Below are 15,396 nucleotides of genomic sequence, written 5' to 3'. Positions count from 1 at the left end.
TCCCCCTGACCTATGCCTTTCACCCCCGAACAGTGGTTGCTTGGCGCGCTGGCGGCGTTGCTGATCGGCTTTTCGAAGACCGGCGTGCCCGGCGTCGGCATCCTGGTTGTGCCCTTGATGGCGATCGTCTTTCAAAATCGCGCCGCTGTTGGGACGACGGTGTTGTTGTTGATCTTCGCCGACCTTTTCGCGGTGTATTGGTATCGTCGCTACACGCGCTGGGATAAATTGTTGCAGTTGCTGCCCTGGGTTGCTGTGGGCATGCTGGCCGGCATGGTCACCCTGTTTGTCGTCGGCGAGGACGCGCGCGGACGAGATCAAATCAATGTGTGGATCGGGGCGTTGGTGCTCGTCATGCTGGCGGTGTATCTGGCTCGGTTGAAGTGGGGCGACCGGCTGCGGCCCTCATCGCGCATCGGCCTGGCGGCGACCGGCGGCGCCGCAGGCTTTGCCACCACCGTGTCGAACGCGGCCGGCCCGATCATGTCCATCTATATGACCAGCCTTGGGCTACCGAAGCACGAGTTCATGGGCACGACGGCATGGTATTTTTTCATCTTCAACGTCGCCAAAGTGCCACTCTATCTGATTATCATGACTCTGGCGCCAGCGCGCCCCCTGTTTACGCCCGAGGGGCTGATCTTCGACGCCTTTATGCTGCCGATGGTCGTGGTCGGCGTGACGGTCGGTCGCTGGGCGCTGTGGCGCGTGCCGCAGGGCGTGTTCAACGGACTGGCGCTGAGCTTGTCGGCGGTCGCCGCGTTGCGGCTGCTGTTCGGATAATGACGCCGCGCTCGGGATGAAGGGCATACGCGATATAATCACGCGCGCGAGCCTCAAGCTGTGAGATCGCCAATTTGCTTCGCAAGCTCATGATTTGCGACGAAAGGAGCCTCGCCGAATGCCTCAACTGATTACCCCGGACAGCGGGCGAATCGCCGGTCGCGGTCAGCAACCGATCCAGGTGGTTGATGTCGGCCGCGATCCGTCGCTGAAGTTGGCGCTGTTGTCAGGCCGGTTGACCAACCTCGCTGCGCCCTTTATCTACCACGATCCGTCCAAACAAATCGCCTATATCCTGATGCCGATGGAGCTTAACCTGCGCGATATGGAGCAGCAGCGCCTCATCGGCCAATTGACGCAAACCGTGATGCGCGGCTTGCCGGAGAACGCCCCGCGCGCCTATCTGTTGCAACCGCGCATCTTCTTCACCTTGCAGTCACTGATCGAAGCGATCCTGGAACAAGATGGCATTACGCCGGAGATGCTGCGCGCCCAGCAGGAGCGCGCGGACTTGCTGCGTGAACTCTTGCGCATCGCCGATGAGGCAACGCTGCGCGCCAAGATGCGCGAGAACGACGCGAAGATTGACGCGGCCTTCTTCGACATCTTGTCTGCCAGCATCGAGGCGAATCTGGCATCCGGCCGCGAACAGGCGGCGCGACAACTCGCCAATCTGCAGCAGCTCCTGATCGAAGAGACGACCTACGGCAGAACCGTCGGCACACGCGCGGCGGCGTTGGAAGCTTTCCGCAAATCGCCGACGCGCGAGACGTTGCTTGATCAGCTCATCGCCGCGCCCGATGCCGAAACGCGCGAGATGCTGATTGCCCTGGGCCGCCAGTTGCTGGACTATGTCTTCTTCCAGCAACTGACGATGCGCATCGAGGCGGCGGATGACGCCGGCAAGCAAAAGCTGATCGCCTTGCGCAAGGAGATCCAGGAGGCGCGCGATAAGATTGACGCGGCCGCACGCGCCTATATGGAGGAGAAGGCCGCGCTGATCCAAGATATCGCCTCGAGCGAGGACCCGTTGAAGACCGCCCGCGAGCACGATGCCGAAATTGACGATGCCTTCTTCGCCGTGTTGCAGGCCAGTGCTCAGGATGCTCAGCGCCGCGGTGATGAGCTGATGCTCAAAGCGCTGTCTGCCGTGAATGAGGTGGCCATGCAGGTCATCGCCGAGCGTCAGCCGCCCGAAGTGCAGATGATCAACATGCTCCTCACCGCCAACTATCCTGACGAGACTGAGAAGCTGCTCAACGAATTCAAGGACGCTGCCGACGACCGGCTGATCGGCATCATGGCGCAGTTTGCCGACCAGCTCGCCCAGCAGGATCGCACCGACCTCAGCGCCAAGTTGACCAAGATCATGGTGCAGGCGCGCAAAATTCTGCCCAAGCACGATCCATCGAAAGAAGCCACTACCGGCCAAGCGCGTCCGCTGGGAGAACCGCCCAAGCCGGTCATCGAGATCGCGCGACGGTGATGCAAACGGGGCCTCGTGAAGAGGCCCCGTTTGCTTTGGAGTGAGTTCTGTCACAGTCCGCAGGTGCGGGTGTGTGTATGCTGGTGTAGCGCTCCTGACCCCATGGATGGACGGTCGGCGTAGTCTGAACTGATAAAACGGCTAGTACGCCCTAGATGCGCTTCGGTCAGAATGAATGAAGCAAAGCGATATGGCTGGCAACATTCGTCCTGTGCTCGCAGCAGTCACGTTTGCATTGTTAGGCGTGTTGGTGGGTCTGGGTAGTTACACCTTCTACTACGCTCGCGGTTTCTCATACTTGTCCGATGATCCGAACGCCTGCGCTAACTGTCACATCATGCGCGAGCAACTCGCAAGCTGGCAGAAGTCGAGCCATCATAAAGTGGCGACATGCAACGCCTGCCATACCCCGCATAACCTGGTTGGCAAGTATGCGACTAAGCTCGAGAATGGCTATCACCATTCGCGCGCCTTCACGTTCCAAGATTGGCATGAACCGATCCGTATGCGCGAAGCGAGCGCGCGCATTGTGTTGGAGAACTGCCAGGATTGTCACCGGCAGATGGTGAGCCAATTGCCTGAGCATTTAGTCGAGCCGAATGCGCCGGTGAATTGCATCACTTGTCACCGTGACGTCGGCCACGCTGCAAAGTAAAAAAGTAGAGGAGGAGCCGAGCTATGAAGCGGTTTTCGCTCAGCGATATTCCCCTTGGCGTTTATCTTGTTGCAACTGCGGTGATTGCGCTGGTGACCGCCGGCATACTACTGCTGATGCAAAACATCAGCGAGCGTCAACGCGAAGGCCGGCAAGATGCCTTTCGCGTCGTGGCACTTTCTGAAGATGTCGTAGATCCAAAGCAGTGGGGGCTGAACTATCCCATGCAGTATGACGCTTACCTGCGCGCAGTGGATATCGAACGTACCCGTTATGGTGGCAGTGAGGCTATTCAGAAGTTGGATAAAGACGACCGTTGGAGGACGATTTGGGCCGGCATGCCGTTCAGTGTGGACTTCCGCGAGGATCGCGGCCACGCCTACATGCTGATTGATCAGCGCGAGAGCGAGCGCGTAAAACAGTTCAAGCAGCCGGGCGCGTGTTTGCATTGTCACTCTTCGGTATTGCCAGCTTATTACCAGAAAGGAATCGAGGCCGGTGTCCCGCCGGAGAATCGTGAAGAAGCCATCTACAAAGGCTTCGAGATCATCAACCCCATGCCCTACGCTGAGGCGACAAAACTGGTGGAACATCCGATCACGTGCAACGACTGCCACACGCCGGAGAATATGGCTATCCGCGTGACGCGCCCGGCCTTTATTGACGGCATTCGTGCGCTAGCTCGGTCGGACTACGCTGTGCCGCACCTGCCTAGCATCGAGCGTTGGCGCGCCGGCGACCGTAAAAGCGAGTACGACCCTAACACAATGGCTTCGCGCCAGGAAATGCGCTCGCTGGTGTGCGCCCAATGTCACGTCGAGTATTACTTTGCCGGCCAAGAGAAGAAAGTGACTTACCCGTGGCACCAAGGCTTAACTATCGAGGCGATTTACAGTTACTACCAAGGAATTGGCTTCAAGGACTGGAGGCACAAGCTTACCGAGGCCCCAACGCTGAAAGCACAGCATCCGGAGTTCGAAATGTGGAGCCAGGGTGTCCATGCGGCCAACGGTGTGGCCTGCGCCGACTGTCACATGCCCTACCAGCGCGTCGGCGCAGTGAAGATCAGCGACCATCATGTGCGCAGTCCGATGCTGAATATCAACAACGCCTGCCAAACGTGCCATCACCAAAGCGAGCGCGATATTCTCGCCCGTGTGAACCTGATCCAAGATCGAACGTTTGCGCAGATGGACCGCGCGACAGGGGCGTTAGTGGCGCTCATCAACGATATCCAAGCCGCCAAGGCCAACGGCGCGCCGGAGGATCGCATCGCACAGGCGCAGGAGTTTCAACGCAAAGCCAGCTTTTGGGTGGACTACGTGAATGCTGAAAACTCGATGGGCTTCCACGCGCCGCAAGAAACCATGCGCATCCTCGGTGAGGCGATTGACTACGCCCGCCAGGGCCAGCTTGCCATCGCGCCGTGGGCGACACCTAAGCCGTAGGGTGAGGTGCCTGAAAGGGCCTGCGCCAGTCTGACCGACGACCGCAACGGCAAGGCAGAGCCGCAGATGCTCCGAGCATCTGCGGCTCTCCATTGCTTCGCCTGTCCTGTCGAGGTCGCCCGCGCTGTGAGCAGCGATGTTGCAGTTGCTGGGTGGGGGTCGGCGGCGCTGGGGTGATCGGGGGAGCTGCTCACGCCTGATGAAGTCCCGGCCGGCATCCAGTTGACGCAGCGCGGGTTCAGCGGGCTGTGAGTCACCTTACACCGAGCAGTTCTACATCGAAGGTGAGCCGCGCATTGGGCGGGATAACGCCGCCGGCCCCGGCTGCGCCGTAGGCCAGCTCCGGTGGGATGATGAGCCGGCGCTTGCCACCCACGCGCATGGTGGCCAGCCCCTCGTCCCAGCCGCGGATGACCTGTCCTGCGCCAAGGACGAATTCGAACGGCTGGCCGCGGCTGATGGAGCTATCGAACACCGTGCCGTTGTCCAGATAACCAGTGTAGTGCACGATCACGGTCTGCCCGGGCTGCGGCTGTGCACCTGTGCCGACCACTTCGTCAAAATACTGTAGTCCTGAGGCGGTGGTGACGAGCTGCGCCGAGGGGTTGGGCAACTGCGCCAGGGCCGGCGGCGCTTGCGGGGCCGGGGCTATCGCCGGCGCGCTTGGGCCGCCCCCGACGAAAGAGAGCGCCAACAGCGCCACGGTCGCGAGGGCGATCGTTCCGGTAATCAGCCAGGTGTTCGCGAGTTGTTTCGACATCGGTCCAGTTGTCCCATCTGTTAAGGTGCTCAGCCTCTGATGCCAATCACTCATCATCGGCGATCACGCAGCACAGCACCAGCTCCTTGGCAGCCTTCACCTCGTCCAGGCGCTTCATCGGTGCGCTGTGCGGCGCATCCTTCAACAGTTGCGGATTGTGCCGCGCTTCTTCGGCGATTTGGAGCATCGCGTCGCAGAAGCGGTCGAGCGTCTGCTTAGATTCGGTCTCGGTCGGTTCGATCAACAGCGCCTCAGGCACGATCTTAGGCAACGGGAAGTAGTTGGTCGGGGGGTGAAAGCCATAGTCCATCAGGCGCTTGGAAATGTCCAGCGCGACGACCGATGGCGCGTCGGCGATCTTGCCCTGGGCGCATGTCTCGTGCATACAGAAGCGTTCGCCGTGCGGGAAGGGATAGACGCCGCGCAGTCGGGCCTGCACGTAGTTGGCGTTCAACACGGCGTGCTGGCTCACTGCGCGCAACCCGGCTTCGCCGTGCACGCGGATGTAGGTGAAGGCCCGCACCAGCATACCGAAGTTGCCGTGGAAGGCGCGCATGCGCCCGATGCTCTTGGGCGGCATGTGCCATTCGTAGCGCCAGTCGTCCTCTCCGTCCGGCACCGCGCGCACGATCGGGCCGGGCAGGAAGTCTACCAATTTCTCGTTGGCCGCCACCGGCCCGCTGCCTGGGCCGCCGCCGCCGTGTGGCGTGCTGAAGGTCTTGTGCAGGTTGTAGTGCATCACGTCGAAGCCGATCTCACCTGGCTTGGCGATGCCGAGCAGCGCGTTCATATTGGCGCCGTCGCCGTAGACCAGGCCGCCGGCAGCATGAACCAGCGCGCAGACTTCCTCGATGTGTTCCTCGAACATGCCCAGGGTATTCGGGTTGGTGATCATCAGGCCGCATACCGTATCGTCGAGCTGTGCCCGGAGCGCAGCGAGGTCTACGTTGCCGCGCGCGTCGGATGGGATCTCGACGACGTGTAGGCCGGCCATGGCCGAGGACGCCGGGTTGGTGCCGTGCGCGCTGTCGGGGATCAGCATCTTCGTCCGCTTGTGGTCGCCGCGGTCGGCGTGGTAGGCGCGCATCATCAAGATGCCGGTGAACTCGCCTTGCGCGCCGGCGGCGGGTTGCAGGCTGACGCCTTTGAATCCCGCGATTTCGGCCAGATAGGTCTGTAGCTCGTACATCAGGCACAGCGCGCCCTGCGCTGCGTCCGCGTCGGTGAGTGGGTGGAGCAGGGCGAAGCCGGGCAACCGCGCTGCGTCCTCATTGACACGCGGGTTGTATTTCATGGTGCAACTGCCGAGCGGATACAACGTCGTGTCTATCGCAAAATTCAACTGCGAAAGCCGCGTAAAGTGGCGCGTCACGTCAACCTGGCTCACTTCCGGCAGCGGCAGCCGCTCGCGCAGCAGATCCGAGGGCAACTCGTAACACGGCACGTCGCTCTCGGGCAGGCGAACACCCTGGCGCCCCGGCGAGGACAACTCGAAGATCAAGGGTTCCACAAATGTGTTTACCTCCATGCGTCACGTCCCGAGGCGCTATCTTATCGCAACCGACGGCTCGGCGCGGCCCGGAGTCGTCACGGTTGCGGTCGCCGCGCGCCCGCGCGCACTTCGGCGCTCGTCGCCAGGCGGGTGAGCGTGAGCGAATCCATGGGCGAGCTGACCTTGATGAAGATCTGGCCGCTGGGCGAGAGATATGGCCCACTGTGGGTGTTTTGCGTCGTAAGGTCCGAAGCGTCGTTGATCACTGCTTCGAAGGCGCGCGTCTGCCAGTTGAAGAGCGCGATGGATGCGTCCTGCAGCGCGCTGAGGGATGTGCTGGCGCTATCGAACTCGATGTTTAACGCGATGAGGGCCATTGTGCTTGCGGCGCGCATGTCCAGCCAGGGGATCAGCGCGATGATGTGTTCTCCAGGCTCCATCAGCAGGCCGTTGTCGTTCAGCTCAATCCTGGCGTTGGTGGCGATGATGTTCCAGGTGAAGATATCGGGCGGCAGCGTCTCGCCTGCTGCAGCGAGGTGCTGTTCGACCGGCAAGCGCCATAAGCGGAGCGCGCGGTCGGTATAGCTTGCGCCTGCGATCTGCGCGCCGGTCTCATCGCGCCACTCCCAGCAGCCGAGGTACACGCCTGGTCCGGCGCTTTCGGCGCCGAAGATGGCGCTGACCAACCCGAACTGGGCGTCCTGGCGAATCGGCTCGTCGCTGAAATCCTGCCAGTGCACCAGGGCATCGGCTAAGGGCGGCGTGTTCTGCTCGAAAGGATACTTTCCGGCCAGGCTCGTGAAGCTGCCCGATGAATGCAATCGGGATGTTCGTCTAGAAGCGCCAAGGCCGGGTACCCCCCCGTATGGCATGTCGCGGCCGGTGTTGATGGTGCGCAGGAGCGGCAGGGAATGCGGATGGCCGATGGTGAGTTTGAGCTCGACGTTGGTCAGCACGCCGGGCGCGATGTCGCCGATGGTTTGATAGTCCTTGCCGGCGACGATGGCGCAATGGCGCAGACGATGCGGCGTATCGTTGCGAATTGCGCCGGCGAGGGTCGCTGCGGCGTCGCCTGTGCCTGGGATGAAGCGCAAGGATGCGTGGATGGGCGGCAGCATTGCGCCATCGCGCGCGTATACCGTGCGCAAGTTGCTGTTCGTCACGGTGATGCCGAGGATGCGGCTGGGTTCGCCGATGGCGAGGGTGACGGCGTCTGCCGGCTCGTCCGGATTGCGCGGCGGCTCCACCAGGCGCATGAGCGAGCGCCCGGCTTCCAGGGTGGCTTGTGTACGGCGCGGCGAGAACAGGCCGAACACGCCGAAGGTCTGTGCGTCGCCCGTCGTTGCGTCGCCCAGCGTCACGCTCAGTCGGTGCACGTGTGGTTGGTTGCCTTGCAGACGGAAGCCCGTGAGTAGGCCGAGCCCGGTGAACGCAATCACGATGACCGGCGCGGTGACCCATGCCCAGCTTAATTTGCGCAATCGGCGCAGGATCAGGAAGTTGAACGGGCCGATGACCAGCACGTAGAGCGCGAAGAAGCCGCCGACCACGAGCGGTGATGGGGGGCTGGCGGCGGCCAACGCGGCGGCGGCGAAGGGAGCTGCTGCGCCTTCGCCGGTGACGCCCACGTCGTTGGCGAGGCCGACGCGACCGCCGAGCAGGATCGTGAAGAGCGCGGCACGGCCGGGCCAGTTGCGCAGCGGCGCAAGCGCCGGGTCGAACGCCAGTTGATCCACCATGCCACGCCCAATCTCGCGGCGCAGGATCAGTGGCGTCTCGCTCGAGCCGACCAGGACGCGCACATGTGAAGCGGCCGGCTGTAAACGAGCAACCGGAACCGGCGATGACAGGAGGAACGCATCGAGCGGCTTGTCCGCGACAGGTGCTATCAACGCGGTCAGTGCGTCGGCATCGGCATTGGTAAGCGCGCGCGCCGGCCGGCCGGGCGCGATTTCGCTCAATCCTCTGAGCACCAGCTCGGCGTTCGGCCCGCCGGCCAGGATCAAATGCCCGCCGCTCGCCACCCATTGCCGGATGGCGTCGCGCTGCGCCTGGGTGAAGGCGCCGGTGTCCACGTTGTCGAGGACGATGGCGTCTGCAATGCTGAGAGCCGCAACGCGATCCGGAAACTGGTCAAGGCGGAGCAGGGCCAGCGCACTGGTGCTGCCGTTGGGCGCGCGCACGTCGCCGATGAAGTTAAACGCATCGGGCGGGTCGCTGGCGATCAGCACCAATCGGTCGTCGGGCGCGAGTTGACGGGCGACCGGCGTGACGGACGCGATGACCCGGCTGTCGGAGACCAGCCGCACCTCCAACGAGTCGCTGCCGGGCGGTGCGTAGAGCATCACCTGCCGGCGGGCGTTGCGGCCCAGCAAAACCGGCTGGGCGAATCGCTCGGTCGTGGCTAGGCTGGTATTGGTCAACTCTAACTCGCCTTCGATCGGATCGCCGGCATTGACCAGCGTGACACGCAGGGGCGTCCAGGCGTTCTCCTTGACGTAGGCGTTGAACCCAGCATCCACGACCATGCTGACGCGGATGTTTGGCTGGCGCGCCGGTTCGGCGTAGGAAGGGCGGCTGAGGGCGACGATGCCTGCGACGCACGCGAGCGCGAGGAGAGGAGATACGCGCGCGCTCTTGATCACTGTTCCCGGATTATAGCGGGCGCTCCGTGAGTTTGTCCGCATTTCGCTGCGTCCATCCGGGCAGTCGCCGGCGCTCCGGTAGAATGTACGCGCAACCCCAAGCATGGCATCTAGGAGCAGGTATGAACATCCTCGATAGACTGATGGCCGTCAATGTGGATGACATTCCACATGACAAAGTGAACTACGACCAGGTGCCGGTGCGCCTGTTGAAGTCTGACTTCCTGGAGCGCTTCACGCATGTTACGCCGCAGGCGGTGCTCGCGATCTGGCTGCCGGTGGTCGCTTTCTTTCTGGTGAAAGGCGCGCTGAATTGGCCGGCGACGGCCTCTCCGTTGTGGTATGGCGTGGCCTTCCTCTTTGGCATGGCGCTGTTGTGGACTTTCCTAGAATACGTGGTGCATCGCTTCGTCTTTCACTTTCGCCCGCGCAGCCGGACGCAGTGGCAGTTGATCTTTCTCTTCCACGGCGTGCACCACTACCAGCCGCACATCAAGACCCGCCTGGTGATGCCGCCGGCGGTGAGCATTCCGGGCGCAATTTTCTTCTACGCCTTGTTCTACCTCGTGCTCGACGTCATCCTGGGTCTGCCGTTTCTCGTCGCGCCGATGTTCGCCGGCACGGTGCTGGGCTACGTCGGCTATGACATGATTCACTACGCCACGCATCACCTGCCGGCCAAAGGCAGCGTGATGAAGTTCCTCAAGCGCCATCACATGGAACATCACTATAAGACGCCCGATGCGCGCTTTGGCGTGAGCACCAGCCTGTGGGACCAGGTCTTTCACACCGAACCGGACGACTCGACCCAGCCGGCGCGTCGGCAGGCTTGAGCGCGCGTCAAACGCGGTGCGAGGAGAAGCCAGAAGCGACTCACCTCTCCTCTCACTTGTCTTGTTAGGTGTGTGTTGAGGTGTTGAACTGGTTCCTGTCTATAATTCACCGCGATGTCAGGTTGCCGCACCAGTGTTGGAATCTACGTGGATGTCGCGAATATCGCTATGAACGGCGGGTATGGCATGCAGTTCGATGTGTTGCGCGAATTTGCCTGCCACGATAACGCCGAAGTCGTTCGTTTGAACGCCTATGTCGCCTACGATACGGCGCGCGCTGAAGCGGATCCAAACTATGCCGAGGGCCAGCGCAACTTCCATTCCTCGTTGCGCGATTTCGGCTATAAGGTGATCCAGAAGGACGTCAAACGTTATACCGACGCTGAAGGCACTGCGATCGCCAAAGCCAACTCCGACCTCGACATGGCGGTAGACATGTTGTTGCAGTCCGAGAAGCTCGATCGCGTGTTGATGCTGACCGGCGACGGGGATTTTGTACAGGTGGTGCGCGCGCTGCAGAATCGCGGCTGTCGCGTCGAGTTAGTGGCGTTTGAGAACGTGTCGTCCGAACTACGCCGCGAAGTGGACATGTTCATCCCTGGCTGGCTCATACCCAATTTGCTGCCGATCAGAGGCGCGCCGCGGGGCGCGCCGGCTTGGGGCGAGATCGGCTCGCGCGTGCGCGGCGTGTGTTACTACCACAAGGATGTCGAAGGTTACGGCTTCATGCGTTTCCTGGATCGCGTGGATGCCGACCTATGGATCTCGGACACCCGCCGCAAGGACTCGCCTTACAAGACGGCCTACTTCCACGACTCGTATTTGCTCGACCATCTGGAGCCAGGGGAGATCCCTAACCGCGACATCATCTTTGAATTTGACTTGCACAGGAGCCTGCGCAACGATGGGCTGGAGGCGCGCAACATTAAAGTCGTGGCCCGTTTGTAAGCACGCTCGAATCGCTGGCGTCATTCGACTATCTATGCCCAAGATTCCCAACGAGTACCTCGATCTTTTCCAAAAGAAATCGTTTGCGCATCTGGCGACGGTCATGCCGGATGGCAGCCCACAGGTAACGCCGGTATGGGTGGACTATGACGGCGACTATATCGTCATCAACACCGCACGCGGCCGGGTGAAAGAACGCAACATGCCGCTGGGCGCGAAGGTGGCCATCGAGATCATGGATGCCGAGAATCCCTACCGCTACATCCAAGTGCGTGGGCATGTCGCCGAGGTGACGGAAGCCGGCGCGCGTGAGCACATAGACCAGCTTTCGATCAAATACACCGGCAAGCCCTTCGGCCCGCTGCGCCCGGGTGAAGTACGGGTAATTTACAAAATCGCGCCCGATAAGCTCGACTTGCACTGAAGCATCGCGCCTCCCCCGCTTCAAACATGCACATGATCACAGCCTCAACGCCGTGCGCACAGCCGCCGGCTTGGGCGCTCAAGCAGCGCCGGCTGTTCGACGCCATGCGTGCGGCGGCTCAGATCTACCTCGACAAGTACACCCGCGAGGACGGTACGCTGATCTGGGCGACCACCTGGCCGGATATGCGCGACGGGGTGGACGACTTCTACGAGGCATTCGTCAACTGGCCGCTGTTGTATCTGCTCGGCGGCGACGATTGGTTCCTCGAGACGGCGCAGCGCGAATGGGACGCCATCACCCGCCAACTCACCGCCCTGGGGCCGGTGCTGAATGAGTACGAGCGCGGCTATGACCAGTTCCACCAGAGCGAGCATTACACGTATTTCTACTTTTTGTGCCTGGCCGATCCGACGCATGCGCAGAACGTCGCGCGCGCTCGGCGCTTCGCCGAGCTGTATGTTGATCCGCGCGCCGGCAACTACGACCCGGTCCACAAGCTCATCCGTGCGCCGCACAATGGCAGCGGCGGGCCGCGCTGGGGCTTCTTCGACTCGGAAGATCGCGCTTGGACATACGGCGATTGGATGCAGCCCTATGGCTTGCCCTTCGACGACGTGCCCGGCGTGAACACGCTCGATGACCTGCGCGACCCAGTCTTGGCGCGGCGCATGGGCGAAGCCACTCACCAGCGTTACGGCAAGGGCGACGTCGCGGCCAATCTGGGCGTGACCAGCTTGATTGCCAACGCCTGGCTGCTGACCGGCGAGCCGCGCTATGGCGACTGGCTCGTCGAGTACGTCGGCGCATGGATGGCGCGCGCAGAGGCCAACGGCGGGCTGATCCCAGACAACGTCGGCTTATCGGGACGGGTAGGGGAGTATCTCGACGGGAAATGGTATGGCGGGCTGTATGGTTGGCAGTGGCCGCACGGTTTCTACAACCTCGCGATGGCGACGCTGGTCGCTGCTGCGGCGGCGTTCTTGGCCACCGGCGACGCGCGCTACTTCGATTTGCCGCGCTGGCAGATGGACGGCGTTTGGTCTCGTCGTGCCGTGTTACCCCTCCGCGAAGTCAAGCGCAGCAGCCTCGGCCATCACTGGGTCGGCCAACTCGTTGCGTCGGGCGATTCCAATGCGGGGCACTACGCCGGCCGGCTGGACGTGCAAGATCGCGCCGATGAGTCACAAGAGGCGCCCATGTGCGTCGTCCCATACCGCCATGGCGACCGCGGTTGGTTCGACTATCAGCCGCTGTCGCCCGTGTACCCGGCTGCGCTCTGGAATCTGACGCGCAGCGACGCAGACTGGGCGCGCTTGGCCGAGTTGCGCCAAACGGAGCGTTACGACTGGCGTCAAGTCATCTCATTCCGCGGCAAAGAGGATGCCGGCCACGAGCAGCCCTGGTTGTGCTTCCTCCAAGGCGAGAACCCCGATTATCCCGAACGCATCCTCGATGTCGCGCTCGAACAGGTCGCTCAGCGCCTGCAATCCATCGAGGAGGATCGCGCCGATCTGACGACCGTGAACATTCACCACTGGCAGGTGCGCAACCCAGTGACGACTGAGGCGCTGGTGCAGCTTACCCTCGGCGCGCCGCAGCCGATCTACAACGGCGGCTTGCTGATCGCGCCGCTGCGCTACTTCGATGGGCAACGGCGCCGGCCGGGGTTGCCGCCGGATGTTGCTGCGCTCGTCGAGCGCTCCGAGGCGACGCGGCTGGTCGTGCGCCTCGTCAACACCAACTCTTCGATGCAGCGCGAAGTCATCGTGCAGGCCGGCGCGTTCGGCGAGCATCGCTGGGATGCGGCCGCGCACGGCGCGCGCTCGGGTAACATCGCGCGCGAGCCGATCGGCGCGACGCGGTTCGCCGTCGCGCTGCCGCCGGCGAGCGAAATCCGGCTCGAACTGACGATGACGCGCAACGTGAATCCGCCTACATATCCTACTGTTTGATCCAGCATGTCTGAAAAGATTGAAATCCCGCTCATTCCTCCGAAGGGCATTCGCTTGCCGATCCGCGGCCCGGCTTTCGAACGGCCCGATCCGGCGATCGTCGAGAAGCTGTATGCGGTCAGCTCGGCCACGGCCAGCGCAATGATGCACAAGATGGGCATCCGCCAGACGTTCATCGCCGGGCCGCTGCCGCGCACGCCCGGTCGCAAGATCGTCGGCCCGGCGGTGACGCTGCAATTCATGCCGCAGCGCGAGGACATCTACAGCGGCATCAGCCAGGAGCAGGGCGAGCGCGTCAGCGCATTGTGGAGCGTGTTCGACGGCGTGCAACCCGGCGACGTGCTGTGCATTCAGGCCTGGGGCGACATGTACACTGGCTGCGTGGGCGAGATGCTCTCCACTTACTTCAAGGGCCGCGGTGGGATCGGCATGGTGGTGGACGGTTGCGTGCGCGATTGGCCTAGGATTCAGCAAATCGGCATTGCGATGTGGACGAAGGGCTTCACACCAAACTATGCTTCGCAAGCCACGTTGATGCCCTACGCTTACGACGTGCCTATCGCGATGGATCGCGTGCTGGTGCTGCCAGGCGACATCATCATCGCCGACGACGACGGCGCGGTGTGCGTTCCGCAGCAAATGGCTCCGATGCTTCTGGAGCACGCCCTGCATCATGAAGATTGGGAAGTCTTCAGCCGGATGAAGCTGGCCGAGGGCGGCTCGATTTGGAAGTACTACCCGCTGAGCGAAGAGGGCTGGAAGGAATACGAGGCCTGGAAGGCTGCCGGCAGGTCAACGTCGGCGCAGGCTTGACGCCTGCGGCGCCGCAGCACGAACGGTAGCCGTAAGCCGAGCTTGCCGCAGCCTGCGGCAGCGTTACCCTTGCCCATCTTCGAACAGGCTGTCTACAAACGCCTTGGCGTCGAATTCCTGAATATCGTCAATCTTCTCGCCGGTGCCGATGTAGCGGATCGGAATGCCGAGTTCGCCGGCGATGGCGAAGGCCACGCCGCCCTTCGGCGTGCCGTCGAGCTTGGTCAGGATGACGCCCGTGATGCCGACCGAGGCGGTGAAGCCCTGGGCCTGGTTGATGGCGTTCTGCCCGTTGGCCGCGTCAATTACCAACAGCGTTTGATGCGGCGCTTCGTGCACCGAGCGCTGCAGCACGTTGCGCACCTTCTCCAGCTCCTTCATCAGGTTGTGCTTGGTGTGCAGCCGGCCGGCGGTGTCTACGATCAACAGGTCGCACTTGCGGGCGAAGGCGGCCTGGATGGCGTCGAAGGCGACTGCGCCGGGGTCGCTGTTGGGCAGGCCGGCGATCACCGGGATGCCGGCGCGCTCGCCCCAGATTTGCAGTTGGTCAATCGCCGCCGCGCGGAAAGTGTCGCACGCCGCCAGCAGCACCTTGCGCCCTTTAGACTGATACAGCTTGCTGAGCTTGGCGATGCTGGTGGTTTTGCCGCTGCCGTTCACGCCGACAACCAGGATCACTTCGAGCAGGCGCGTCCTGTCGTAGACGTAGGGCGCCGGCGCGCCGCCCGGCAACAGCAGCTTCCGCAACTCGTCCTTGAGCACATCGCGCAGCTTCTCGGCGCGCATGATGCCCTCATTGCGGGCGCGTTGCTTGAGCGCAGCAAGCAGCTTTTGGGTGGTCGCTACCCCAACGTCGGCTTGCAACAGCAGCGCCTCCAGTTCGTCCCAGGTCTCGTCGGTGATGTCGGCCTGGCCCAGCAGCGCTTGGACTTTGCCGAATAGGCTGCTGCGCGTGCGGGCCAGGGCGTCGCGCAATGATGGCATAGCGCAGGCTAGGTTACCACAGGGCGCCCCGCCAAATTCCCACATGCGAAGGCCGAAGGCCCCTGCGTTTCTTGACAAGTCCCCCCTCATTCGCGATAATTTTAATCATCAAGGTCGCACTGCCGAACGTTCGTTCACTCCGGCGACACGAGTAGAGATGCTTGCGTAAT

The 15,396-nt window shown here is 62.5% G+C and carries 13 protein-coding genes; 9 read left to right on the top strand and 4 right to left on the bottom strand.

Annotation, left to right across the window (positions count from 1 at the left end; translation table 11 throughout):
- The first annotated feature begins 12 nt into the window (after positions 1 to 12).
- The 4 genes from GXH28_RS04130 to GXH28_RS04115 all read left to right on the top strand — a co-directional run bounded on the left by GXH28_RS04130 (position 13) and on the right by GXH28_RS04115 (position 4,372).
- A complete protein-coding gene (locus GXH28_RS04130) occupies positions 13 to 783 on the top strand; it encodes a sulfite exporter TauE/SafE family protein (protein WP_169237744.1) in 771 nt (256 codons plus the stop codon).
- A gap of 118 nt (positions 784 to 901) precedes the next feature.
- Positions 902 to 2,269, top strand: a complete 1,368-nt coding sequence (locus tag GXH28_RS04125; RefSeq protein ID WP_169237743.1) for a CpXC domain-containing protein — start codon at positions 902 to 904, stop codon at positions 2,267 to 2,269.
- A gap of 175 nt (positions 2,270 to 2,444) precedes the next feature.
- Positions 2,445 to 2,924, top strand: a complete 480-nt coding sequence (nrfH, locus tag GXH28_RS04120) for a cytochrome c nitrite reductase small subunit (RefSeq protein WP_240550171.1) — start codon at positions 2,445 to 2,447, stop codon at positions 2,922 to 2,924.
- A gap of 23 nt (positions 2,925 to 2,947) precedes the next feature.
- Entirely contained in the window at positions 2,948 to 4,372 is a 1,425-nt protein-coding gene (locus tag GXH28_RS04115; RefSeq protein WP_169237742.1) for an ammonia-forming cytochrome c nitrite reductase subunit c552, read from the top strand.
- A 253-nt stretch (positions 4,373 to 4,625) separates the two neighbouring features.
- Here the strand turns inward: GXH28_RS04115 and GXH28_RS04110 are convergent, their stop codons facing one another.
- The 3 genes from GXH28_RS04110 to GXH28_RS04100 are packed head-to-tail and all read right to left on the bottom strand — an operon-like array spanning position 4,626 to position 9,269.
- Complete coding sequence (locus GXH28_RS04110) at positions 4,626 to 5,132, bottom strand: FKBP-type peptidyl-prolyl cis-trans isomerase (protein ID WP_169237741.1); 507 nt, start codon at positions 5,130 to 5,132, stop codon at positions 4,626 to 4,628.
- Positions 5,133 to 5,178: 46 nt separating this feature from the next.
- Positions 5,179 to 6,660, bottom strand: coding sequence for an aminomethyl-transferring glycine dehydrogenase subunit GcvPB (gcvPB, locus tag GXH28_RS04105; RefSeq protein ID WP_169237740.1), 1,482 nt, complete (start codon positions 6,658 to 6,660; stop codon positions 5,179 to 5,181).
- Between the two features lie 59 nt (positions 6,661 to 6,719).
- The gene (locus GXH28_RS04100; RefSeq protein ID WP_169237739.1) at positions 6,720 to 9,269 is read right to left on the bottom strand and encodes a hypothetical protein; all 2,550 of its coding nucleotides are present in this window, start codon (positions 9,267 to 9,269) and stop codon (positions 6,720 to 6,722) included.
- 122 nt (positions 9,270 to 9,391) lie between these two features.
- Between GXH28_RS04100 and GXH28_RS04095 the strand changes: the two genes are divergently transcribed.
- The 5 genes from GXH28_RS04095 (at position 9,392) to GXH28_RS04075 (ending at position 14,242) form a co-directional block, all read left to right on the top strand.
- Complete coding sequence (locus GXH28_RS04095) at positions 9,392 to 10,102, top strand: sterol desaturase family protein (RefSeq protein ID WP_169237738.1); 711 nt, start codon at positions 9,392 to 9,394, stop codon at positions 10,100 to 10,102.
- A gap of 114 nt (positions 10,103 to 10,216) precedes the next feature.
- Complete coding sequence (locus tag GXH28_RS04090; RefSeq protein WP_169237737.1) at positions 10,217 to 11,050, top strand: LabA-like NYN domain-containing protein; 834 nt, start codon at positions 10,217 to 10,219, stop codon at positions 11,048 to 11,050.
- Positions 11,051 to 11,084: 34 nt separating this feature from the next.
- Complete coding sequence (locus tag GXH28_RS04085; RefSeq protein WP_169237736.1) at positions 11,085 to 11,474, top strand: PPOX class F420-dependent oxidoreductase; 390 nt, start codon at positions 11,085 to 11,087, stop codon at positions 11,472 to 11,474.
- Positions 11,475 to 11,506: 32 nt separating this feature from the next.
- On the top strand, positions 11,507 to 13,429 hold the full coding sequence (locus tag GXH28_RS04080; RefSeq protein WP_240550169.1) for a hypothetical protein: 1,923 nt from the start codon (positions 11,507 to 11,509) through the stop codon (positions 13,427 to 13,429).
- A gap of 6 nt (positions 13,430 to 13,435) precedes the next feature.
- Positions 13,436 to 14,242, top strand: a complete 807-nt coding sequence (locus GXH28_RS04075) for a ribonuclease activity regulator RraA (RefSeq protein ID WP_169237734.1) — start codon at positions 13,436 to 13,438, stop codon at positions 14,240 to 14,242.
- A gap of 63 nt (positions 14,243 to 14,305) precedes the next feature.
- On the opposite strand, the gene ftsY is transcribed toward GXH28_RS04075, so the two are convergent.
- Positions 14,306 to 15,226 carry a signal recognition particle-docking protein FtsY gene (gene ftsY, locus GXH28_RS04070; protein ID WP_169237733.1) on the bottom strand — a complete coding sequence of 307 codons (921 nt, stop codon included), beginning with the start codon at positions 15,224 to 15,226 and terminating at the stop codon, positions 14,306 to 14,308.
- Between the last annotated feature and the right edge of the window lie 170 nt (positions 15,227 to 15,396).

Source organism: Candidatus Roseilinea sp. NK_OTU-006 (assembly GCF_012931985.1).
GTDB lineage: Bacteria > Chloroflexota > Anaerolineae > J036 > Brachytrichaceae > JAAFGM01.
This window is presented reverse-complemented; position numbering and strand designations above follow the sequence as displayed.